The following is a 21,330-nucleotide window of genomic DNA, read 5'->3' as shown; positions in this document are numbered from 1 at the left end:
GCGTGTGCCGGGTGACTACGCCGCTTGACCCAGCCGCCGTCATCGCGGAGTTCATCGACCGGGTGTCGCCCTACAACCCGCACCCGGACGTGCCCCCGGTGGCCGTCGTCGGCCTGCGCACCGCGTTCGGCGAGGATGTCTTCACCCTCAGTGAGCACGTGATCCGGGCGATGTGCCGGGCCCTGGAGTCCTATCGAGACCCGGAGGACCGTGGGAACTGCACCAACTGCGGCGGTCGCCACCTCGACGAGAACCTGCACTGCCGGGACTGTGGGCAGCTGCACGGCATCCTCGGGCAGGTGATGGCCGAGCACGCACGACGGGTCGCCGCCACCGGCGAAGACTCCCCGTGATGTCCGAAGTTGTGCAGCGCGGCGGAGTGGTACACGATTTGCGGGTCACCTATGCGTCGAGTGGGGAATCGGAATGACGGAGCGGTCGCTCGCGCCCCGCACATATGCGACCGAGCAGCTGGAACGGTTGCGGATCCTGCTCGTCGAGGACGACGAGGGTGACGCCTTTCTCGTTCGTGAGCTGCTCACCGAAGCGGGCGCGCCGTTCGAGCTGACCGTCGCCACCACCCTGCGTGAGGCCCGCGGTCTGCTCGTCGGCGTCGAGTGTGTGCTCCTCGACCTCGGCTTGCCCGATGCCGAGGGCATCGACGGCCTGCGTCGGCTGCTCGCCCTCGCCGGCAGCGCCGCGGTCTGCGTGCTCACCGGTCGCTCCGACGAGCACCTCGGTGTGCAGGCGGTCGCCGAGGGTGCGCAGGACTACCTGGTCAAGGGCCAGGTCGACGGGGTCCTGCTGATCCGTTCGCTGCGTTACGCGGTGGAGCGGAAACGCGCCGACGAGAACGCCCGCCGGCTGCGTGAGGCCGAGCTGCGTGAGGCCGAATCGGCCCGCCTCGAACGCGGTCTACTGCCGAAACCCCTCAAACGCGACGACTTCGGGCTCTCGGTCGAGCCGTTCTACCGCTCCGGGCGGGCCATGGGCCTGCTCGGCGGCGACTTCTACGACGTGGTGCAGGTCGGTGACGACCGGCTGCACGTGATCGTCGGCGACGTCTGCGGGCACGGCGTCGACGAGGCCGCCCTCGGTGTCGAGCTGCGGGTCGCCTGGCGTGCGCTCGTGCTGGCCGGGGTGCCGGAGGAGCAGGTGCTGTCCTCGCTGGAGCAGGTGCTGATGTCCGAGCGGCGGGCCCGCGAGGTGTTCGCCACGGTCGCGTCGGCGGTCATCGACCTGCCCGCCAACCGGGCGACCGTCCGGGTCGCCGGGCATCCGCCGCCCGTCGTGCTCTCCGGTGGCCGTGCCGCGCCGGTGGCCGTGCGTACCGGGATCGTGCTCGGGGTACGTCCCACACCCACCCCGGCGACCGACTTGGAGTTCGACGGACATGACTGGTCCCTGCTGATGTACACCGACGGACTGATCGAGGGCCGCACCGGCGCCGGTAACGAGCGACTCGACGTCGGCGGCCTGTGCAAGCTGCTCGACGAGCCGGACGCGCGTGACCTGCCGCTGCCCGCCCTGCCGAAATGGCTGGTGGCCCGGGCCGACCAGGACAACGGCGGCCCGCTCACCGACGACGTGGCGATGCTGCTGATCTCCCGTGGTGGTGGCCGGTGACCCGGTCGGGCATCCGCGGCTGGACGCTCCGCGGACGGATCTTCGCGCTCTGCCTCGCGGCCGGCCTGCTGCTCGGCGGGCTCGGTGTGGTCGCCGCGATCACCGCCGCCTCGGCCAACCACGCGGTCGACGTCGTCCTCGACCGGGCCGGCCCGCTCCGGGTCGCCGGGCAGAACCTGGGAACCGCGCTCGTCGACCAGGAGACCGGGATCCGCGGCTACGCGATCACCGGACTGCCGAAGAACCTGGAGCCCTACGACAACGGTGTGGCCGCCGAGCAGCAGCGGGTCGCCGAGATCCGCAGACTGCTGGAATCCGGCGACACGGAGATCAGGGCCTCCCTCGAACGGGTCGAGCAGCTCGCCGCCAAGTGGCGTGCCGAGGTGGCCGGACCGCTCATCGATACGGTCCGGACTCAGGGTGCCGAAGCGGCCCAGCAGCGCATCGAGGCCACCGACACCAGGGACTTCGATCAGATTCGCGGCGCGATTGACAGGTTGCAGGCGGACATCCTGACGATGCGGGACCGGACCGCGGCGGCAGCGCGCAGTTCCAGCAGTAACCTGGTCGCCGTCGAGATCGCCGCGGCCATCGTCATCCTGGTCACCGGCATCCTGCTGCTGATCCTGCTGGATCGCCTGGTCAGCCGCCCGATCCTGGATCTGGCCGGCCAGGTTCGCAAGGTCGCGGCGGGCGACTACGAACGGCACATCGAGAGCAACTACGGCTCACCCGATCTGGTCGCCCTGGCCGAGGACGTGGATCGGATGCGGCAGCAGATCGCCAACGAGCTGAGCGAGGTACGGATCGCCCGCCAGCAGGTCGAGTGGATCAACCAGCAGCTCCAGTCCCAGGCCGAGGAGCTCACCAGGTCCAATCGTGACCTGGAGCAGTTCGCCTACGTGGCCTCGCACGACCTCCAGGAGCCGCTGCGCAAGGTGGCCAGTTTCTGCCAGCTCCTGCAGCGCCGCTACGCCGGACAGCTCGACGACCGTGCCGACCAGTACATCGGCTTCGCCGTCGACGGCGCCCAGCGTATGCAGCGGCTGATCAACGACCTGCTCGCCTTCTCCCGGATCGGCCGGCTCACCAGCGGTTTCACCGACGTCGACCTGGACCGGGTGCTCGGCGACGTGAAGTCGCAGCTGGAAGCCCGGGCCGGCGAGGACGCCGAGATCATCTGGTCCGGACTGCCCACCGTGGAGGGTGAGGAGCCGCTGCTCACCACACTCTTCGTGAACCTGGTCGGCAACTCGCTCAAGTTCCGCCGCCCGGACGTGCCACCCGTCGTGACGATCACCGCCACCCGGGAGGAGAAGGAGTGGCGGATCAACGTCCGGGACAACGGCATCGGGATCGAGGCCGAGTTCGCCGACAAGGTCTTCGTGATCTTCCAGCGGTTGCACGCACGGGACGCGTACGAGGGGACCGGCATCGGATTGGCGATCGTCAAGAAGATCGTCGAATACCATGGCGGACGGATCTGGCTGGACGTCGACGTCACTCCGGGCGCATCGATCTGGTTCACGCTTCCGGTCATGCCAGGTTCGGCCTCGGACGAGGTCACTTCTCAGGAGGGCGTGGCATGAGTGTGGAGCGCGAGAACGGCACACCGATCGAGGTGTTGCTCGTCGAGGACGACCCCGGCGACGTGCTGATGACCCAGGAGGCCTTCGAGGAGCACAAGGTCCGCAACCGGCTCAACGTCGTCTCCGACGGGGCCGAGGCGCTGGCCTACCTGCGGCGCGAGGGGCAGTATGCGGACGCGGTCCGCCCCGACCTCATCCTGCTCGACCTCAACCTGCCCCGGCGCGACGGCCGCGAGGTGCTCGCCGAGATCAAGAAGGACGACGACCTGGGTCGCATTCCGGTCGTCGTGCTCACCACGTCGTCCGCCGACGAGGACATCCTGCGCAGTTACCAGCTGCACGCGAACGCGTATGTCACCAAGCCCGTCGACTTCGAGCGGTTCATCGCGGTGATCCGCCAGATCGACGAGTTCTTCGTCAGCGTCGTGAAGTTGCCGCCGCGTGCTTGATCAGGTAGCTGACTTGATCCGTGAGGTGGCGCACACCGTCGTCCTGCCGCGTTTCCAGCGGCTGGCCGCCGACGAGGTCCACCAGAAGTCTCCCGGCGACCTGGTCACCGTCGCCGACCAGGAATCCGAGCGGGCACTGACCCGCGGTCTCACCGCCCTGCTGCCCGGCTCGGTCGTCGTCGGTGAGGAGGCCGTCGCCGCCGATCCCTCGGTCCGTGACCGGCTCGGTGGCGGCGGTTCGGTCTGGGTCGTCGACCCGGTCGACGGCACCAACAACTTCGCCGCCGGGCGGACCCCGTTCTGCGTGATGGTCGCCCTGGTCCGCGACGGCGAGACCGCGGCCGCCTGGATTCTCGACGTGGTCGCCGACCACCTGACCGTCGCCGAGGCGGGCGCCGGTGTCTACCGCGACGGCGAACGCGTCAAGGCCCGCACCGACGACCCGGGCGCGGCCGCGCTGCACGGCGTGATCGCCGGTAAGTACTTCCCCGACGAGTTGCGCACCGAGGTGTTCACCAACGCGGTCGGCCTCGGCGGCTACACGGGCGGACGGCACTGCGCGGGATACGAGTATCCGGCCGTCGCCATCGACGAGCAGCAGTTCGCGATGTTCTGGCGGATCCTGCCGTGGGACCACGTGCCCGGGACGCTGATCGTCCGCGAGGCCGGCGGGGTGGTGCGCCACCTGGACGGCGCCGAACACCGACCGACGGGCCATCAGCGTGGCCTGCTGGTCGCCGCGAACGAGGACATCTGGCACACCGTGCACCGCACCCTCTTCCCGTCCGGCCCGCCCGCCTGAACTCGCTTCTCGCCCCTTCCTCGCCCACCCGGTCGGGTGAGAGTGCGGTCACATTCGGATGGGGCCCCGCGGGGCGGTCTCGTGGATCTAGGGTGCGGGCATGGCGTCGTACCTCGATGATCTCTTTGGGTTGAGCGGCCGGCTCGCGGTGGTGACCGGCGGCAGCTCCGGCATCGGCCGCACGATGGCGCTCGCGCTCGGCCGGGCCGGCGCGCGGATCGTCGTGGTGGCCCGGCGCGAGGGCCCGATGGCCGAGGTCGTCGACGAGCTGCGCGCACACGGCGCGGAGGCGGACGCGATCTCCGCCGACCTCACCGACCGCGAGGCCGTCAAGATCGCCATCACCAAGATCATCGAGGGGTACGGCGAACCCGACATCCTGGTCAACTCGGCCGCGGTCAACCTGCGCCCGCCACTCGCCGAGCTCTCCGACGAGGTGTGGGACGTGACCGTTTCCGCCAACCTGACCGCCCCGTTCCTGCTCGGTCAGGCGTTCGCCCCGGCGATGGCCCGGCGCGGCTGGGGCCGGATCATCAACGTCGTCTCCCAGCAGGCGTTCCGTGCCTACGGCAACAGTGGCGCCTACGGGGCCGCGAAGGCCGGACTGGTCGGGCTCACCCGCTCGCAGGCCGAGGCATGGTCCCGCGACGGCGTGCTGTGCAACGCGATCGCGCCGGGAGTGGTGCACACGCCACTCACTGAGCCGGTTTTCGCCGATCCCACGAAAGTGGCGGCGCACGCCGGCCGTACGATGATCGGTCGCAACGGTGTCCCGGACGATTTCGCCGGGTGTGTCGTTTTCCTGGCGAGCAATGCGAGTCAGGCAGTCACGGGGCAGACACTCTTCGTCGACGGTGGATACTCGGCCACCTGATCGATCTCCCTTTCGCCTGCTCCGACACGGTAAAGTACCGGCGCTCACGACTTGGAGGTATCTGTGGCGGCCAGTCTCTTGCGCCGGTGCACCGCCCTGCTCGCGCTCTTCGCCGCGGCTGTCGCGCTGGTGCTCGTCGCACCCGCGTCGCCTGCTTCCGCCGCCGATCCGGAGGGCGGCACCAAGAAGCTGCGCGCCACGCTGGAGAACGCCGCGAAGGGTTACGACGCGGCGAAAACCAAGCTGGCCAACTCGAAGAAGCGGCAGAAGCAGCTCACCGAGGCGCTCGCCCGCTCCGAGACCAACGCCACCGCTCTCACCTCCCAGGTGAACGAGGTCGCCACCCGCGTTTACCAGATGGGCCGGGTCAACACGGTCAGCCTGCTCCTCGGCAGCGGCTCCGCCAACAACTTCATGGAGCGGCTGCAGAGTCTCGACATGCTGGCCAAGATGGACAGCACCACGCTCTCCGGATACCGCGCCGAGATCGACACCGCCAAGAAGGCCAAGGTCGCGCTGGAAGCCGAGATCATCGAGCAGCAGCGCCAGGTCAACGTGATGGCGAAGAAGAAGCGGGAGGCCGAACTGGCCCTCGCCGAGGTCGGCGGCGGCGCGGCCGGCGGGTTCGTCGATCCGAACTCGGCCGCGGCCAAACCGGCGCCCCGCAACTCCGACGGGTCGTGGCCGAAGGAGTCCTGCACGGTCAAGGACCCCACGTCCAGTGGCTGCATCACGCCGCGGACGCTGCATGCCTACCAGGAGGCACAGGCCGCCGGGTTCAAGCGATACACGGTGTGCTTCAGCGAGCGGTCCTCCGGTGAGCATCCGAAGGGGCGGGCCTGCGACCACTCGGCCGCCGCGGGCGGGTTCGAGAACGCCGCGGCGACCGGCGGCGACAAGACGTACGGTGACCGGCTCGCCGCCTTCTATGTGAAGAACGCCGACGAGCTCGGAGTGATGTACGTGATCTGGTATCGCCAGATCTGGATGCCCAGCACCGGATGGCGTGCCTACAGCGCGAGTGGTGGTCCGGCCGCGGTGCACACCAACCACGTCCACCTCTCGATGCTGTAACCGCCTCGGCCTCGCTCTCGTGGGGCTGAGGGTTGTCTGAGAGCGGCCTGTCGATGTGTGGGCGGGCCGCCGGACGCCGGTAGCATGCCGCCGGTGGAAACGAAGCCCCGCGCCCTGCCCTCGGCTCTGGCCACCGCCCTGGCCTTCGGCGCCAGCGGGGCCGTCCTGGTCCTCGAGATCGTCGCGTTGCGCCTGGTCGGGCCCTATGTCGGCGTCACCCTTCAGGTCAGCAGCTCGGTCATCGGCGTCTCGCTGGCCGCCATCGCCTACGGCGCCTGGATCGGCGGCCGTCTCGCCGACAGGTTCGACCCGCGTGCCCTGCTCGCCCCGGCGCTGATCCTCGGCGCGATCGGCACCGCGGTCACCCTGCCCCTGGTCCGGTGGGGTGGCGAACTCCTGCGTGGCGGGGCCGCCCCGGCCGTACTCCTGCTCGCCGCGCTCGCCGTCTTCCTGCCTGCCCTGGTCCTCTCCACGATCCCCCCGATGGTCGTGAAGCTCCAGCTCGCCGACCTGAGTCAGGCCGGCACCGTGGTCGGCCGCCTGTCCAGCATCGGCACCCTGGGCGCGATCACGGCCACCCTGGTGACCGGGTTCGTGTTCGTCGCGGCGATGCCGAGTAGCGTGATCATCCTGAGCCTGGCCGTGCTGCTGGCGATCGCCGGTTTCGCGCTGGGCTGGCGGTTGCGCAACGACCTGCCCGGCACGCCCAAGATCCGGGCATCGCTGGTCGCGGTCGGTCTGGTCGGCGCCGGGCTCGGGGCGATCGCGCCGACCCCGTGCGACGTGGAGACCGCCTACCACTGCGCCAGCGTCGTCGACGACCCGGCGCGGGCCGGTGGGCGGACGCTGATGCTCAACTCGGCGCGGCACTCGTACGTCGACCTGAACGACCCCACCCATCTGGAGTTCGAGTACGTCAAGTGGATCGGCGCGGTCACCGAAGTGCTCGCCCCGAGCGGAACCGCGATCGACGCCCTGCACCTCGGCGGCGGCGGTTTCACCGTCCCCGAGTACCTGCGCGCCACCCGTCCCGGCAGTGACCAGCTCGTCTTGGAGCTCGACGGCGGCCTGGTCGACCTCGACGAACGTGAGCTCGGCCTGAAGCCCGGCCCCGACCTGCGGGTCCAGGTCGGTGACGCCCGGGTCGAACTGGCCGGACAGGCCGACGACGCCTATGACCTGGTGGTCGGCGACGCCTTCGGACACCTGGTCGTCCCGTGGCACCTGGCCACCCGGGAGATGGCCGACGACATCGCCCGGGTGCTGCGACCGGGCGGTGTCTACGCCCAGAACGTGATCGACTACCCGCCCAACCGCTTCATCCGCGCCGAACTGGCTACCGTCGCGGCGGCCTTCCCGAACGTCGCACTGATCGCCCCGCCCGCCTCCATCGCCGGGGAACGCGGCTCCAACTTCGTCATCCTGGCCTCGCACGAGCCGCTGCCGATCGAGCGGATGTGGCCCCGGTTGGCCGCCATCGAGGAACCGGTCACGCTGCTCTCCGGCCCTGAGCTCGACGCCTTCGTCGGTGATGCCCGGGTGCTCACCGACGACTACGCCCCGGTCGACCAGCTCCTGGCCGGCTGACCCGCCGACCGGGCTTTCGGTACCGGTTTTGGAGTGCGGCACCAGACGACGAGCCGGTCGGGCGAGAATCGGCGCATGGGGCGTACGGAGCGAAACGGACAGTCTGGCTCGCTCCGTCTCGCCGGCCGGTACCGCCTGCACGAGAAACTCGGAACCGGTGGCATGTCGGTGGTCTGGCGTGGCTACGACGAGATCCTCGGCCGTGACGTGGCGGTCAAGGTGCTCTCGCCCCGGCTGGCCGAGGACCGCGCCTTCCGTGACCGTCTGCGCCAGGAGGCCCTGGCCGCGGCCCGGCTCTGCCATCCGCACATCACCGGCATCCACGACTTCGGTGAGGCGCCGATCTCGGAACACCTGACCGTCCCCTACGTGGTGATGGAACTCAACGACGGCGAGTCCCTCGGGGCCCGGATCGGCCGACAGGGCTCCCTCGAGTGGCGGGAAGCCGTCGTGATCACCTCCGAGGTCGCCTCCGCGCTGGCCACCGCACACGCCCGCGGTCTCGTGCATCGCGACGTGACCCCGGCGAACGTGATGCTCACCGGCGCCGGCGCGAAGATCGTCGACTTCGGGATCTCCGCCGTCGTCGGTCAGCGCGACGCCGCCGCGGACGGCAGCCTGCTCGGCACCCCGGCCTACCTGGCGCCGGAACGACTCGGTGGCGCCACGGTCTCGCCCGCCACCGACGTCTACGCCCTCGGGCTGCTGCTCTACCGCGCCCTCACCGGCCGTCTGCCGTGGCCCGCGGGCAACACCGCGGAAGCCCTCCGGGCGCACCTCTACGCCGACCCCGACCCCATCCCGGAACTCGCCGGAATGCCCGCCGCCGTGGCCGACCTGTGCCTGCGGTGCCTCGCGAAGAGCCCGGCCGACCGTCCCGCCGCCGCCGAGGTGGCCCGCGCGCTGGCCGCCTCGGTCGGGGTGCGGGCGATCATCCCGCCACTGCGAGCAGGGGAGCGGCATGCGGCGCCGGCGGCCCGGGCGGTCGTTCCGGTCCCGGCCCGAGGCACCGGATCGGGGGTACGGCGGATGCTGCGCGCGTGCCTCGGCCGGCCGGCGAGCGCCGTCACGACCGTACGGCTGCGGGCTGGTCTGCGAATCGGAGCCGCGCTGCGCCTCGGTCCGGTGCGGCCGCTCGGTGGCGGACTGTTCGTCGGCCGGCGCCGCCGCCGTGACGTGCTCCGCCTCCCGGGCCATCGGCGCCGCACCCACACGATCGTCGTCCTGGCCACGGCGACCCTGCTCGCCGCCACCGCGATCAACTGGACCGCCCGTCGTGCCACCGACGCCGCCGAACGCAGCCAGAACATCGCGACCGGTGTCGGCGCACCGGCCGCCGCCGGCCCGGAACGGGTCCACTGCCGGATCCGCTATCAGGTGCGCCGGGACTCCGGCTCGTACTTCGAGGCCCGGCTCAGCGTCGTCACGTCGGAGACGTCGGGCTGGCGCGTCGAGTTCGCCTACCCCGGCACCCAGCGGCTCGCCGCGACCCCCAAAGCCGTGACACAGCACGGCCGCCGCGTGGTCGTGAACGGTCAGGGCCGCTCGCGTGCGGTCGTGCTGCAGGGCGGTTATCGCGCGCACAACCCGCTGCCCCTCTCGTTCGCGCTGAACGGCCGCCCGTGCCGTGCCGAAGTGCTGGGCGGCACCACCGGGGACACCCGCCGCGGTTCATTCGACGCCGGGGAGAACTCGGTCAACGCCGCCAACATCGAGGACCAGCGGGGCGGTGACCGGAAACGGCGCGGCGGGAACCCGCGCCGGAATCCGCCGCCGATCGAGCGACTGCCGGAGCCGACCGTCAAACGCCGACCGGGCGGCCTCTCGCTGGCTCTGTGATCGGGTGGTGCGGCACCCGGTGTCCGGTTCGTCGATAGGGTCGGAGTCATGACAAGACTCGCAGTGGTGACCGGCGGCGGAACCGGGATCGGAAAGGCGACGGCCGGCATGCTCGCCGGCGAGGGCTTCGACGTGATCATCGTCGGACGTCGTGCCGAGGTGCTCGCCGACGCGGTGAAGTGGATCGGGCCGCAGGCCACCGCCGTCACCGCGGACGCCGCCGACCCGGCCCAGGTCCCCGCTGTCGTCGAGGCGGTGGCCGGGCGCCCGCTCGACGTGCTGGTCAACAACGCCGGGGCGTTCATCGGTGGCGACGACGACAGCCTGGCCGGGGTGGTCGCCCGCTGGCGGGCGAACCTCGACTCGAACGTGCTCTCCGCCGTACTCATGACCACCGCGCTCCTTCCGCAGCTGCGTCGCCCAGGCGGCAAGATCATTTTGACCAGCTCGATCGCCGCCCAGCGTGGTGGCGGCGGGCCCTACTCCGCGGCCAAGGCGGCCCTGCACGGGTACGGGCTCGACCTCGCCACCTCACTCGGCGCCGAAGGGATCACGGCCAACGTCATCTCTCCCGGCTACGTCACCGAAAGCGAGTTCTTCGACGGGCGGATGACCCCGGAAGGCCACCAGAAGCGCGTCGACGCCAGCGTGCTCAAGCGGGCCGGCACCCCGGACGACATCGCCGAGGCCGTTCGCTGGCTGGTCGGTCCCGGTGGCGGGTTCGTCACCGGGCAGATCATCAACGTCAACGGTGGGTCCGTTCTGGGGCGTTGACTCAGCCGCTCACGGCTGCCCCCGGCTCATTCGGTGCCCCCGGCTTATTCGGTGCCCCCGGCTCATTCGGTGCCTCCGGTGAATCGGCCCTCGCCTGGCCGGTTGGTGCGGAAACGCAGCCCCGACCAGCGCTCGTCGATGGCGACCTGCCCGCATGGGCGCATGTCGAAGTCGGCGACGATCGGCCACAACGAGTCCCGGTTGATATCGGCCTTGTTGCCCTTCGGGTAGGCGATCCAGAAGGCGGCAGGTTTGTCCAGGTCAGCGCGATGCTGTTCGAGCTGATCCCGCACGGTGGCGGCGTCGTCGGCGAACAGCACCGCGGTGCTCGCGGTGGCCAGGGCGCCGCTCTCCCGTACGCCCTCGGGCATCGGGGTCAGCAGCGGGAGCCGAGCCGGCTCGTTCAGCCACACGGTGGAGTTCGGCTTGATCAGCAGCTTCTCGGCGATCGTCTTGGTCATGTCCCTGAGGTTTCCATTCACGCGGGGATAGTTCGTCGGGTTCGGTGAAGGCCACCCACCTCGGTGCCGACCCCTTGGTGTCGCTCCGGACCGAGTGCAGCCTCGAGTGCCACCCCGGGTTTCGGGTTGCCGCCCGGCCGGGGTGGCACCCGCCCGGCTGCCACCCGTCCGGATGGCGACCGCCACCGGACCGGGGAGCCACCGATCCGGGGTGCGGCCGGCACCTGTCACCGCAGGCGCCGGCCGCTGGGGCAGCGGGCCGGTCCGAAACCGGCCCGCCCTGGTGGTGGCCGCGGCCCCGCCTCCGACGGCTTGACTCCGTTGCGCGCCGGAACGATGCGGGCGGCCGCTCGCCCACCGGTGCGCGGCCCGGTCCGCCGGGCCGTCCATCCGCGTTTCGCCTGCATGTCGACCCCTCCCGAACGCCGATCCCGATGGACGGAAGCGAGCATGGCCGATTCGCGACCGGCGTTTTTGGCGGGCTGTGGACAACCCTCGGCTGTGGATAACTCCGGGCTGATCTTCGCGGGCTGATAGACATGCCGGGTGACTGATACGACGCGAACGGCAGCCGAGCGGGCGGTGGTGCGGGAGCGGGCCGAGGAGGTGCTCCGGCGCCTGGCCGGCGAGCATGCGGTCCTTCGGGAGGACCAGTGGCGGGCGATCGAGGCCCTCACCGTCGACCGGCGACGCGTGCTCTGCGTGCAGCGCACCGGGTGGGGCAAGTCGGCGGTCTACTTCGTGGCCACGGCATTGCTCCGATCCGGGGTCACCGCCGAGCCGGGCGACCTGCCGGCCGGTCCGACGGTCATCGTGTCGCCGCTGCTCGCCCTGATGCGCAACCAGGTCGAGTCGGCCGCCCGCGCCGGGATCACCGCGCGCACCATCAACTCGGCGAATCTCGACGAGTGGTCCCTGATCGAGCAGGAGATCCGGGCCGGTGCGGTGGATGTGCTGTTGATCAGCCCCGAGCGGCTGAACAACCCCGACTTCCGGGACAATGTGCTGCCCGGTCTCGCCGGGAGCACCGGCCTGCTGGTGGTCGACGAGGCCCACTGCGTCTCCGACTGGGGGCATGACTTCCGGCCCGACTACCGGCGATTGCGGACGTTCCTGGCGGGGCTTCCGGGGCGTACACCGGTGCTCGCCACCACCGCCACCGCGAACGCCCGGGTGACCGCCGACGTCGCCGACCAGCTCGGTGACGCGCTGGTCCTGCGTGGCCCGCTCGATCGTGACTCGCTTCGCCTGGCCGCGCTGCGCCTGGAGAATCCGGCACACCGCCTGGCCTGGCTCGCCGACCATCTGGAGCGGCTGCCGGGCTCCGGCATCGTCTACACGCTGACCGTCGCCGCGGCCACCGAGACCGCCGACTTCCTCCGGTCTCGCGGCTTCGAGGTGGCGTCCTACACGGGCCAGGTGGAGGACGCCGAGCGCCGGGCCGCCGAGCAGGACCTGCTGACCAACAAGATCAAGGCGCTGGTGGCGACGTCCGCGCTCGGGATGGGCTTCGACAAGCCCGACCTGGGGTTCGTCGTCCACCTGGGAGCACCGCCGTCGCCGATCGCGTATTACCAGCAGGTCGGCCGGGCCGGCCGGGCCGTCGAGCACGCCGAGGTGGTGCTGCTACCCGGCCCGGAGGACGCCGCGATCTGGCGCTACTTCGCCTCGCTGGCCTTCCCTCCGGAGGATCAGGTGCGGGCCGTGCTGTCCCGGCTCTCCCCGGACCAGCCGATGTCCACCCAGGCCCTGGAGCCACTCGTGGACCTCCGCCGTACCAGGCTGGAGTTGATGCTCAAGGTCCTCGACGTGGACGGCGCGGTCCGTCGCACCCGCGGTGGCTGGCTGGCCACCGGACAGCCGTGGACCTACGACGAGGCCCGGCTGCGGCGCGTCGCCGAAGCCCGCGACAACGAGCAGAAGACCATGATCGAGTACGCCGACACGGCCACCTGCCGCATGGAGTTCCTCCGCCGGTGCCTCGACGATCCCGAGGCCGTTCCGTGCGGGCGATGCGACAACTGCGCCGGGCCGCTGTTCGACGCCGAGGTGTCCGCCGCATCCTTGGCCGCGGCCGACGCCTTCCTGGGCCGGCCCGGCACCGAGATCGCGCCGAAGAAGATGTGGCCGACCGGCCTGGCCGCGGTCGGCATCTCACTGAAGGGGCGGATCACGCCGGCCGAGCAGAGCGAACCAGGCCGTGCCGTCGGTCGCCTGTCCGATCTCGGGTGGGGCAACCGTCTGCGTGCCGCGGTCTCGCCGGAGGCGCCCGACGCGTCCATCCCGACCGACCTGGCCGCCGCGGTGATCGAGGTGCTCAAGGCCTGGGCCAGGGGAGACGACGCCTGGAAACAGCGCCCGGCCGCCGTCGTCGCCCTTTATTCACAGCGTCATCCACAACTTATCCACAGCCTTGCGGAGCACATCGCGACGGTTGGTCGGCTCCCGATGCTCGGTTCCCTGGAGTCGGCTCATCCCTTCAATCGCTCGGGTGAGCCCGGTGCCTACCGGGGTAACAGTGCACAGCGGGTCCGGGCCCTGCACGATGCCTTTGAAGTCCCCGAGCATGTGGCTTCTGAGCTGCGAGAACTCTCCGGGCCGGTGCTACTGGTGGATGATCTGACCGACTCCGGCTGGACGCTGGCGCTGGCCGGTCGCGCCCTCCGGCGGGCGGGTGCGCCGGGCGTCCTGCCGCTGGCTCTCGCGGTAGCAGGCTGACCACCGTCCACACCCACACCGGTGCCCATCGCCCGGCCTGTGGATAACCGATCGGACGAAGTTATCCACAGGCCGGGGCTCGGACTGGGCTGGCGCGGCTCTGCGGAAGGAGGCCGGCGGGTCAGGGCTTACCGAGAATGGCGTTACGGGTGGGGCGGCGGTCGATCTCCATGAAGCGGTGAGCGCCGGCCAGATCCTCGAAGCCCGAGCGACGGTAGACGTCGTGCGCGTCCCTGGTCGCCAGGAGGAAGCGGAGGATCCCGCGGTCGGAGAGGTCGGCGACGATCGTGTCGATCATCCACTGGCCCAGGCCTCGGCCCCGGTGGGTCTCGTCGACGAAGACGTCGCAGATCCAGGCGAAGGTGGCGCCGTCGGTCACCGCGCGGGCGAAGGCGACCTGCTCGGCGCCGTCGGTGGTGAAGACCGAATAGGGAAGTGAGCCGTCGATGGACCTGGCCACCAGGTCGTAGGAGCGGCCGGCGGCCCAGTACGACTCCTCGGAGAGCCAGCGGTGCACCCGGGTGAAGTCGACGCGTTTCGGGTCTGCGGTCAGGACATATCCATCGCGTACCAGATCTTCCATCAGCTCCTCCTTCGTCACGTTTCCGCAAGGGGCCGGTCGCATGGTGTCACAGCCCTCGCTCCGCCCGATCGCCGAGTCGGACGTGTCACAGCAGATGGGCGGCGGCGAGGCGGACGTGTCACAGCGGATGGGCGGCGGCGAGGCGGACGTGTCACAGCGGATGGGCGGCGGCGAGGCGGACGTGTCACGGCAGGCGGGTGGTGGGGAGCGGCCCGGTGCGCGGTCAGGCGAACCAGCCGGCGTCCAGGGCCAGGTTGTCGTCGATGAGGACCCACTCCTCCTCGACCTCCGCGATCTCCCAGCCGGCGCCGGTCAGCGCGCCGGTCAGCGTGGACAGGCGGGCCCGAGCGACGGGCAGGCCGACCTGATGGCAACGCTGGGTCACGAACCTCTCCTGCACACCGTCCGGACGGACCCGCCGGGCGTTGCGGGACAGGCGGGCGTCGTGCTGAACGGCGATTCGGCGGACCCCCTCGAGGTCTGTGCCCGCCGGAATCAGCAGCTTGACGTGATGCTCGAAGTAGAGACCGGGCAGCGTGGCGGCCGCCGCCGCGGCCGCCTCCACCTTGAGCCGGGTGACCGGAAAGTCCAGGGTGGCCGCGACCCGGCGGGCGTCCGCCTCGGCCGAGGCCGGTGTGCCGTCGGAGAGCCAGCTCAGCATCGGTTGGCTGGCGTGGTCGCCGCGGTCGAGCAGGATCCGGGTGTACTTGACGCCGTGTGACGCCGCCCACGATCGAAGCTGATCGTCTGAAGCATCGGCGGACACCGTCAGATGGATCTCATATCGGCTCACCGGCGCACCGTAACCGCAAGGTATGACATCCCGTAGGCTCAGGGCAGAAGTCAGACCGGCTGAAGGGATCGTATTGTGGCCGTGACCAGCACTTTCACCGTGACGGGCATGACCTGCTCGCACTGCGTTCAGTCGGTCACCCAGGAACTCTCGGCGCTTCCCGGCGTCACCTCGGTGCAGGTTGATCTCGCCTCCGGCGGAGTGACGGTGGCCAGCGAGGAGGCACTCTCCGACGAGGCGGTGCGCGCGGCCGTCGACGAGGCCGGGTATGAGTTGGCGGATGCCTGACGAGGGGATGCCTGGAGAGCAGGAGGCCGAGCCGGAGTTCGGGCTGTCGAGGAAGACGACCACCGACGAGGGTTCGGGTTTCCGCTTCGCCGCGATCGGAGCGTTGCTGATCGTCGTGCTGTTCGCCGGTTACGGCCTGGGCCGGCTCAACAGCGGGTCCGGCGGGAGCGGCACCCCGGCCGCCGCGACCACGGCGTCGACTCCATCGGCGAGCCCGTTCGACGAGAGCGGGCCGCACGTCCACGGCACCACCGGCCCGATCACCGCGAGTGGTGGCGGCGCCCCGGTCGGCGGCCTCTCGCTCAGCGGCGGCGGCCTCACCCTCACCCCGTTCAGCACCGTCTTCGAAGCGGGTGTGCAGCAGCGACTGGAGTTCACGATCAACGGACCGGGCGGTGCTCCGGTCACCACGTTCGCTGTCGTGCACGACAAACCGCTGCATCTGATCGTCGCTCGCCGTGACCTCACCGGCTTTCAGCATCTACATCCGGTGATGGCGGCCGACGGCACGTGGAGTGTCGACCTCAGATTCGCCGAGCCCGGTGCGTACCGGATGTTCGCCGATTTCACCGCGCAGGTCGGCGGCGCCCAGGTGGTCAGCACGCTGGGCAGCGACCTGACGGTCCCGGGCGAATACCTCCCGGTCACCGCGCCCGATCCGGTCCGGGCCGCGACCGCTGACGGTTTCCAGGTGGGGTACGAGGGAACGCCCGTCACCGAGTCGACCCAACCCCTGCTGATGACCGTGACCGACGCCGCCAGCCGGCCGGTGACGCTGGAGCCGTATCTGGGCGCCTTCGGCCACCTGGTCGTGCTCCGGCAGGGTGACCTCGGCTACGTCCACGTGCACCCGGAGACGCAGCTGGTCGACGGCAAGATCAAGTTCTGGCTGGCCGCGCCGAGCCCCGGCACCTACCGGATGTTCCTCGACTTCCAGGTCGCCGGGAAGGTCTCCACGGCGGCCTGGACGGTCGTGGTCAGCTGATCATCCCGGCCAGCGCCGGGCTGACCCCCCACTGGCCGGTCAGCGAGTCGTACTCGGCCCGCTGATCGGGGGTGGGCGCGGCCCCGGTCCGGCGGGCCCGCAGCATCAGATTGCGCGGGGTGTGTGCCGAGTCGATGAACTCGACCACCTCCACCCGGTATCCGTGCAGCCGCAGCAGGGCGGCTCGCAGCGAGTCGGTCAGCACGTCGGCGAACCGCTCCCGCAGGATGGCGTGCCTGATCATCTCCCCGTACGGCTCCGGCGCCGAACCACGTTTGAGCTGCGCCGCGATGTCGTGGTGGCAGCACGGGGCGGCCAGCACCCAGCGGGCCTGCCACTCGACCGCGCGAGCCAGGGCCTGATCGGTCGCCGTGTCGCAGGCGTGCAGCGCGAGCACCAGATCCGGAGCGAACGGCAGTTCGGCGTCCTCGATGGTGCCGGCCACGAAGGTGACGTCGTCGGAGCAGCCGAGTTCGGCGGCGACGGCGCTGTTGCGTACCCGTTGATCCTCGCGAACGTCGACCCCGACGACCTGGACCTGAACGCCCCGCCCGGCCAGATATCGATAGGCGGCGAAGGTCAGATAGGCATTGCCGCAACCCAGGTCCACGACGCGGAGCGGCGTCGGAAGGTCGTCGGGCAGGGTCGCGGCGAGCGCCCGCAGGAAGGCGTCGATCTGGCGGCGTTTCGCCGCCGTGCCGCCGACCACCGAGAACAGCGGGTCACCCGGATCGAGCAGCCACTGCTTGGCCCGGTCGTGCGCGGCCGGGGTGGCCGGCGCCGCGACGGCGGCCGCACGGTGCACCTGCGCGTCGCCCTTCTTCGTCACCCGGACCTGCACGGTCGCCGCGTCGGTCTCCACGTGCCAGTTGCCGAACGGCTCGGCCAGCAGGGCGTCGACCGCCGCGGCCGCCTCGGCGCCGTCGACGTTCCGGGTGTACGGCCGGGCACCGTCGTCGGTGACGATCTGGAGTTTCCGCCCCTGCTTCAACGTCACCGGCCGTAGCTGCGCCCGGGTGACCGTGGGCGTGTGTCCCCGACGCCGGCCGGCCGCGACGGCCCGGGTGAGGCCCGGCGCGAGCAGAAGCTCCCGCACCTCGGCGAGGACTGATTCGAGCGGTTCTGGCATGACTTCCATTCTGCGCTGCGGCCGAAATGACGGCCGAGATGGCCCTTCGTCGGTGCGGGCCGGCCCTTCGGGGCTATGTCGCCCGTACTGGCGCGGTTAAGTTGGTCGGCGATGTCCACGCTTCTCTCCGACCGTCTGTGGGAGATCAACCGCGACAGTGCCGGGTCCGGGCAGAGCCCGTTCGTCACCCACCTGGCGTCCGGTCGGCTGCCCCTGGCCGCATACGCCGAACTGCTCGGTCAGTACTGGTTCATCTACGAGTCGCTGGAACTGGCCGCCACCGCGATGGTGGACGACCCGGTGGCCCGTACGTTCGTCTACCCGGAACTGTTCCGGCTGCCCGCGCTCGAGTCCGACCTGCGGTTCCTGTTCGGAGCACGCTGGCAGACCCGGATCACCGCACTGCCCGCGACCACCACGTACTGCACCCGGATCCGTAGTGCCGCCTTCGGCCGGGCCACCGAGTACGTCGCCCACCACTGCACCCGCTACCTCGGCGATCTGGCCGGCGGGCAATGGCTGGGGCAGGCGGTCGTGGAGGCGTACGGATTCCGGCGTGCGGGTTTCCGGTTCTTCGTCTTCGAGGGGATCGATCCGCCGCTGTTCCGGGCCCGTTACCGGGAACGGCTCAACGCCTTGCCGTGGGCCCGCCGCCAGCAGGACGCATTCCTCCGCGAGGTGGACGCGGCCTACCGGCTCAACATGGACCTGCTGGCCGAGCTCTGGCAGAACTGGGCCTGAAACCATCGTGGGACCGGTGTGCCCGGTCCCACGAGGTGGAGCGATCAGACGTCGGCGGTGGTGCCCACGCCGGCCTCGGAGCCACCCGACAGGTCGGCTCCGGCCGGCCGGGTGGTGCGGCGACGACGGCGGCGCGGGGCCGCGGCCTCGCCATCGCCGGTCTCGACGGGTGCGGCGGGAGCCGCCGTCTCCTCCGTGGGTGCGTCGGAGAAGGCCACCGTGGCCGCCGGGGTGCGGCGGCGACGGGTCCGGGTGCGGGGAGCGGCGTCCTCCGCCGGCGCCTCCGACACGGCCGGAGCCTCGGCGACGGCGCCCTCGACGGGTGCGGCGCCCTCGATCGGTGCGGCGCCCTCCTCGACCACCCCGCGGCGGCGACGCTGACGCTGACGGGCGGGCCGCTCGGTGGTCTCGCCGGACGAGGCGGCGTCGGCGGACGGCCCGGAGTCGCCACCGCGGGACCGGCCACGGCCGCCCCGGTCGCGGTCACCACGCCCACGGCCGCGGCGCCCGACGGTGCCGAGGTCCTCCTCGACCTCCGCGGAGAGCCCGGCCCGGCTGCGCGAGGCGGTCGGCAGGGTGCCCGAGATGTCGGTCGGGATCTCCAGGTCCGCGTAGAGCGCGGGCGACGTGTGGTACGTCTCCGGCGGCTCCGGCATGGAGAGGCCGAGCGACTTGTCGATCAGCACCCAGCGCGGCATGTCCTCCCAGTCCACGAAGGTGACCGCGACGCCGGTGGCGCCGGCCCGGCCGGTCCGGCCGATCCGGTGCGTGTACGTCTCCGGGTCCTCCGGGCAGTCGTAGTTGATCACGTGGGTGACACCCGAGACGTCCAGGCCACGGGCCGCCACGTCGGTTGCCACCAGCACGTCGATCTTGCCGCTGCGGAACGCCCGCAGGGCGCGCTCACGGGCGCCCTGGCCGAGGTCACCGTGCACGGCGGCGACCGCGAACCCGCGGAAGTCGAGGTCCTCGGCGACCCGGTCGGCAGCCCGCTTGGTCCGCGTGAAGATCATCGTGAGGCCGCGGTCCTTGGCCTGCAGGATCCGGGCCACCATCTCCACCTTGTTCAGCGGGTGGGTGCGGTAGACGACCTGCTTGGTCAGCGGGGACGGGCCGCTCTCGGTGGTGTGCCCGGCGTGGATGGTGACCGGGTTACGCAGGAACCGGCGGGACAGGGCCACGATCGGGTCCGGCATGGTGGCCGAGAACAGCATCGTCTGACGCTGCTCCGGGATCATCGCCAGGATCTTCTCGACGTCTTCCAGGAAGCCCAGGTCGAGCATCCGGTCGGCCTCGTCGAGCACCAGCGCCCGGATCGAGCCCAGCTTCAGCTGCTTCTGCTTGCAGAGGTCGAGCAGGCGGCCGGGGGTGCCGACGAGGATCTCGACACCCTTCTTGAGGGCTTCGACCTGCGGTTCGTACGCCACGCCGCCGTAGATCGGCAGAACCCGGACGCCCCGGGTGCTGCCCGCCGCGGCGAGGTCACGGGCCACCTGGAGACCGAGCTCACGGGTGGGAACGACGATCAGGGCCTGGGGCTGGCCGTCGGCGCCCTCGGACGGAGCGAGGACGCGCTCCAGCATGGGCAGGCCGAAGCCGAGGGTCTTGCCGGTGCCGGTGGGGGCCTGGCCGATCAGGTCGGTGCCGCGCAGCGCGATGGGCAGCGCGTACTCCTGGATCGCGAACGCGTGGGTGATGCCGGCCTTGGCCAGGGCCTCGACGGTTTCGGCGCGGACGCCCAGCTCAGCGAAGGTGGGGCTGTCCGGGCGGACCGGTGCGCGTGTGGTGACGGGGACTAGAGCTTGCTCGTTGTCGGTCATGAAGTTTTACGGGTGCCCTCTCGTGGTGCGCCCGTCGGAAGTCTTTGGGCGCGGTCTCGTATAGGCGCGGGCCGCACGCTCGAAAGCGGGCCACACGCGGGCCGTCGACTCGACAGATCGACGGTTACGCAGGCCACTCTACCCGACCTGGTAGCAGACGCACCGAGAGAGAGTTACGGGAGGGAGCCCTGAGACCAGGGCACCCTCCCGTTACCAAGAAATCCCGTTCCGAGAAATTCAGCGGGTGGTGAAGCCGAAGGGGCGGTGCGACGCCTCGGCGATCTCCACGTAGGCCACCTTGGCGACCGGGATGATCACCTTGCGGCCCTTCTCGTCAGTAAGCGTCAGGACGCCGTCCTTGGCCAGAGCATCCGTCACGGCCTGCTCGACCTCCGCCGGGGTCTGAGCGCTCTCCAGCACAAGCTCGCGCGGCGACTGCTGCACGCCGATCTTGACCTCCACGGAGTCCCTCCTAAAAAGATCCGTCTACCCGATCGAAAGGCTATCCGATTTCGGGGGCCATACCGGCCGTTGAACCGCCCTGGAGCGGGAAGCTGGCGATCCCACGCCAGATCAGCGCAGCTACGAGCGCTTCGGCTTCAGCTTTGGGCGTACGACGTCCGTTGGCGAGCCAGAACTGTGCGGCCTGTCCGGCCGCCCCGGCGAGGCCCGAGGCGAGCAGCTCGGCCTGGTCCGGCCGCAGGCCGGTGTCCGAGATGATGGTGTCCGTCACAGCGGCGATACAGCCCTGCTCGACCCGTTCCACCCGCTGGCGGACCTGGGGGTCGTTGCGTAGGTCGGACTCGAAGACGAGCCGGAACGCCTCGCTCTCGTGGTCCATGAAGTCGAAGTACGCCCGGACGGCGCCCTTCACACGGTCCTTGTTGTCGGGAGACGCCAGCATGGCCCCGCGCACCTTGGCGATTATCGCGTCGCAGTGCGTGTCCAGCAGGGCCAGGTAGAGCTCCAGCTTGCCGGGGAAGTGTTGGTAGAGAACGGGCTTCGAGACGCCCGCCCGCTCCGCGATGTCATCCATCGCGGCGGCGTGATAGCCGTGCGCGACGAAGATCTGCTGCGCGGCGGCCAGCAACTGCTTGCGTCGCGCCGAACGGGGCAGGCGGGTGGGTCGTGCGGTCTGTGGCCCGCCGGACGCAGCGGTCATTTCTGTGAACCTCCAGGGGGGTCGGGTCCCCGCGGT

The 21,330-nt window shown here is 70.7% G+C and carries 21 protein-coding genes; 14 read left to right on the top strand and 7 right to left on the bottom strand.

Features of this window, described 5'->3' with window-relative positions:
* Window positions 1-11 precede the first annotated feature (11 nt).
* From Q0Z83_RS41190 to Q0Z83_RS41145, 10 genes are all read left to right on the top strand, one after another.
* Window positions 12-353, top strand: coding sequence for a hypothetical protein (locus Q0Z83_RS41190; RefSeq protein WP_317788830.1), 342 nt, complete (start codon window positions 12-14; stop codon window positions 351-353).
* A gap of 73 nt (window positions 354-426) precedes the next feature.
* A complete protein-coding gene (locus Q0Z83_RS41185; protein WP_317788829.1) occupies window positions 427-1,626 on the top strand; it encodes a PP2C family protein-serine/threonine phosphatase in 1,200 nt (399 codons plus the stop codon).
* Window positions 1,623-3,215, top strand: coding sequence for a sensor histidine kinase (locus tag Q0Z83_RS41180; RefSeq protein ID WP_317788828.1), 1,593 nt, complete (start codon window positions 1,623-1,625; stop codon window positions 3,213-3,215). The genes Q0Z83_RS41185 and Q0Z83_RS41180 overlap by 4 nt, the downstream gene beginning before the upstream one ends.
* Window positions 3,212-3,664, top strand: coding sequence for a response regulator (locus tag Q0Z83_RS41175; protein ID WP_317788827.1), 453 nt, complete (start codon window positions 3,212-3,214; stop codon window positions 3,662-3,664). Before Q0Z83_RS41180 ends, Q0Z83_RS41175 begins: the two co-directional genes overlap by 4 nt.
* Window positions 3,657-4,466 (top strand): inositol monophosphatase family protein, encoded by an 810-nt coding sequence (locus tag Q0Z83_RS41170; RefSeq protein WP_317788826.1) that lies wholly within the window; start codon window positions 3,657-3,659, stop codon window positions 4,464-4,466. The genes Q0Z83_RS41175 and Q0Z83_RS41170 overlap by 8 nt, the downstream gene beginning before the upstream one ends.
* A 100-nt stretch (window positions 4,467-4,566) precedes the next feature.
* Window positions 4,567-5,340 carry an SDR family NAD(P)-dependent oxidoreductase gene (locus tag Q0Z83_RS41165; protein WP_317788825.1) on the top strand — a complete coding sequence of 258 codons (774 nt, stop codon included), beginning with the start codon at window positions 4,567-4,569 and terminating at the stop codon, window positions 5,338-5,340.
* Between the two features lie 63 nt (window positions 5,341-5,403).
* Window positions 5,404-6,414 (top strand): coiled-coil domain-containing protein, encoded by a 1,011-nt coding sequence (locus Q0Z83_RS41160; RefSeq protein ID WP_317788824.1) that lies wholly within the window; start codon window positions 5,404-5,406, stop codon window positions 6,412-6,414.
* An 84-nt stretch (window positions 6,415-6,498) separates the two neighbouring features.
* A complete protein-coding gene (locus Q0Z83_RS41155) occupies window positions 6,499-8,001 on the top strand; it encodes a fused MFS/spermidine synthase (protein WP_378078861.1) in 1,503 nt (500 codons plus the stop codon).
* 75 nt (window positions 8,002-8,076) lie between these two features.
* Entirely contained in the window at window positions 8,077-9,840 is a 1,764-nt protein-coding gene (locus Q0Z83_RS41150; protein ID WP_317788822.1) for a protein kinase domain-containing protein, read from the top strand.
* Window positions 9,841-9,888: 48 nt separating this feature from the next.
* The gene (locus tag Q0Z83_RS41145; protein WP_317788821.1) at window positions 9,889-10,614 is read left to right on the top strand and encodes an SDR family NAD(P)-dependent oxidoreductase; all 726 of its coding nucleotides are present in this window, start codon (window positions 9,889-9,891) and stop codon (window positions 10,612-10,614) included.
* A gap of 62 nt (window positions 10,615-10,676) precedes the next feature.
* Here the strand turns inward: Q0Z83_RS41145 and Q0Z83_RS41140 are convergent, their stop codons facing one another.
* Complete coding sequence (locus Q0Z83_RS41140; RefSeq protein ID WP_317788820.1) at window positions 10,677-11,075, bottom strand: hypothetical protein; 399 nt, start codon at window positions 11,073-11,075, stop codon at window positions 10,677-10,679.
* Window positions 11,076-11,621: 546 nt separating this feature from the next.
* Between Q0Z83_RS41140 and Q0Z83_RS41135 the strand changes: the two genes are divergently transcribed.
* Window positions 11,622-13,793, top strand: a complete 2,172-nt coding sequence (locus tag Q0Z83_RS41135) for a RecQ family ATP-dependent DNA helicase (protein ID WP_317788818.1) — start codon at window positions 11,622-11,624, stop codon at window positions 13,791-13,793.
* 121 nt (window positions 13,794-13,914) lie between these two features.
* Here Q0Z83_RS41135 and Q0Z83_RS41130 read toward each other — a convergent pair whose 3' ends face one another.
* Complete coding sequence (locus Q0Z83_RS41130) at window positions 13,915-14,376, bottom strand: GNAT family N-acetyltransferase (protein ID WP_317788816.1); 462 nt, start codon at window positions 14,374-14,376, stop codon at window positions 13,915-13,917.
* A 223-nt stretch (window positions 14,377-14,599) separates the two neighbouring features.
* Window positions 14,600-15,169, bottom strand: coding sequence for a hypothetical protein (locus Q0Z83_RS41125; protein WP_317788815.1), 570 nt, complete (start codon window positions 15,167-15,169; stop codon window positions 14,600-14,602).
* 75 nt (window positions 15,170-15,244) lie between these two features.
* Between Q0Z83_RS41125 and Q0Z83_RS41120 the strand changes: the two genes are divergently transcribed.
* Both Q0Z83_RS41120 and Q0Z83_RS41115 read left to right on the top strand, forming a co-directional pair.
* Window positions 15,245-15,457, top strand: coding sequence for a heavy-metal-associated domain-containing protein (locus Q0Z83_RS41120; protein WP_109598495.1), 213 nt, complete (start codon window positions 15,245-15,247; stop codon window positions 15,455-15,457).
* Entirely contained in the window at window positions 15,450-16,442 is a 993-nt protein-coding gene (locus Q0Z83_RS41115; RefSeq protein WP_317788813.1) for a hypothetical protein, read from the top strand. Before Q0Z83_RS41120 ends, Q0Z83_RS41115 begins: the two co-directional genes overlap by 8 nt.
* Here the strand turns inward: Q0Z83_RS41115 and Q0Z83_RS41110 are convergent.
* Window positions 16,435-17,571, bottom strand: coding sequence for a class I SAM-dependent methyltransferase (locus Q0Z83_RS41110; RefSeq protein ID WP_317788812.1), 1,137 nt, complete (start codon window positions 17,569-17,571; stop codon window positions 16,435-16,437). The two genes, Q0Z83_RS41115 and Q0Z83_RS41110, sit on opposite strands and share 8 nt — an antisense overlap.
* A gap of 111 nt (window positions 17,572-17,682) precedes the next feature.
* On the opposite strand from Q0Z83_RS41110, the gene Q0Z83_RS41105 reads away from it, so the two are divergent.
* On the top strand, window positions 17,683-18,312 hold the full coding sequence (locus tag Q0Z83_RS41105) for a biliverdin-producing heme oxygenase (RefSeq protein WP_317788811.1): 630 nt from the start codon (window positions 17,683-17,685) through the stop codon (window positions 18,310-18,312).
* Between the two features lie 44 nt (window positions 18,313-18,356).
* Here the strand turns inward: Q0Z83_RS41105 and Q0Z83_RS41100 are convergent, their stop codons facing one another.
* The 3 genes from Q0Z83_RS41100 to Q0Z83_RS41090 all read right to left on the bottom strand — a co-directional run bounded on the left by Q0Z83_RS41100 (window position 18,357) and on the right by Q0Z83_RS41090 (window position 21,294).
* The gene (locus tag Q0Z83_RS41100; RefSeq protein WP_317788810.1) at window positions 18,357-20,132 is read right to left on the bottom strand and encodes a DEAD/DEAH box helicase; all 1,776 of its coding nucleotides are present in this window, start codon (window positions 20,130-20,132) and stop codon (window positions 18,357-18,359) included.
* Between the two features lie 237 nt (window positions 20,133-20,369).
* Complete coding sequence (locus tag Q0Z83_RS41095) at window positions 20,370-20,594, bottom strand: DUF3107 domain-containing protein (RefSeq protein WP_093618831.1); 225 nt, start codon at window positions 20,592-20,594, stop codon at window positions 20,370-20,372.
* Between the two features lie 40 nt (window positions 20,595-20,634).
* Window positions 20,635-21,294, bottom strand: coding sequence for a TetR/AcrR family transcriptional regulator (locus Q0Z83_RS41090; RefSeq protein WP_109598501.1), 660 nt, complete (start codon window positions 21,292-21,294; stop codon window positions 20,635-20,637).
* Window positions 21,295-21,330 lie beyond the last annotated feature (36 nt).

This window comes from Actinoplanes sichuanensis, from assembly GCF_033097365.1.
In the GTDB taxonomy this organism is placed as follows: Bacteria; Actinomycetota; Actinomycetes; order Mycobacteriales; family Micromonosporaceae; genus Actinoplanes; species Actinoplanes sichuanensis.
This window is presented reverse-complemented; position numbering and strand designations above follow the sequence as displayed.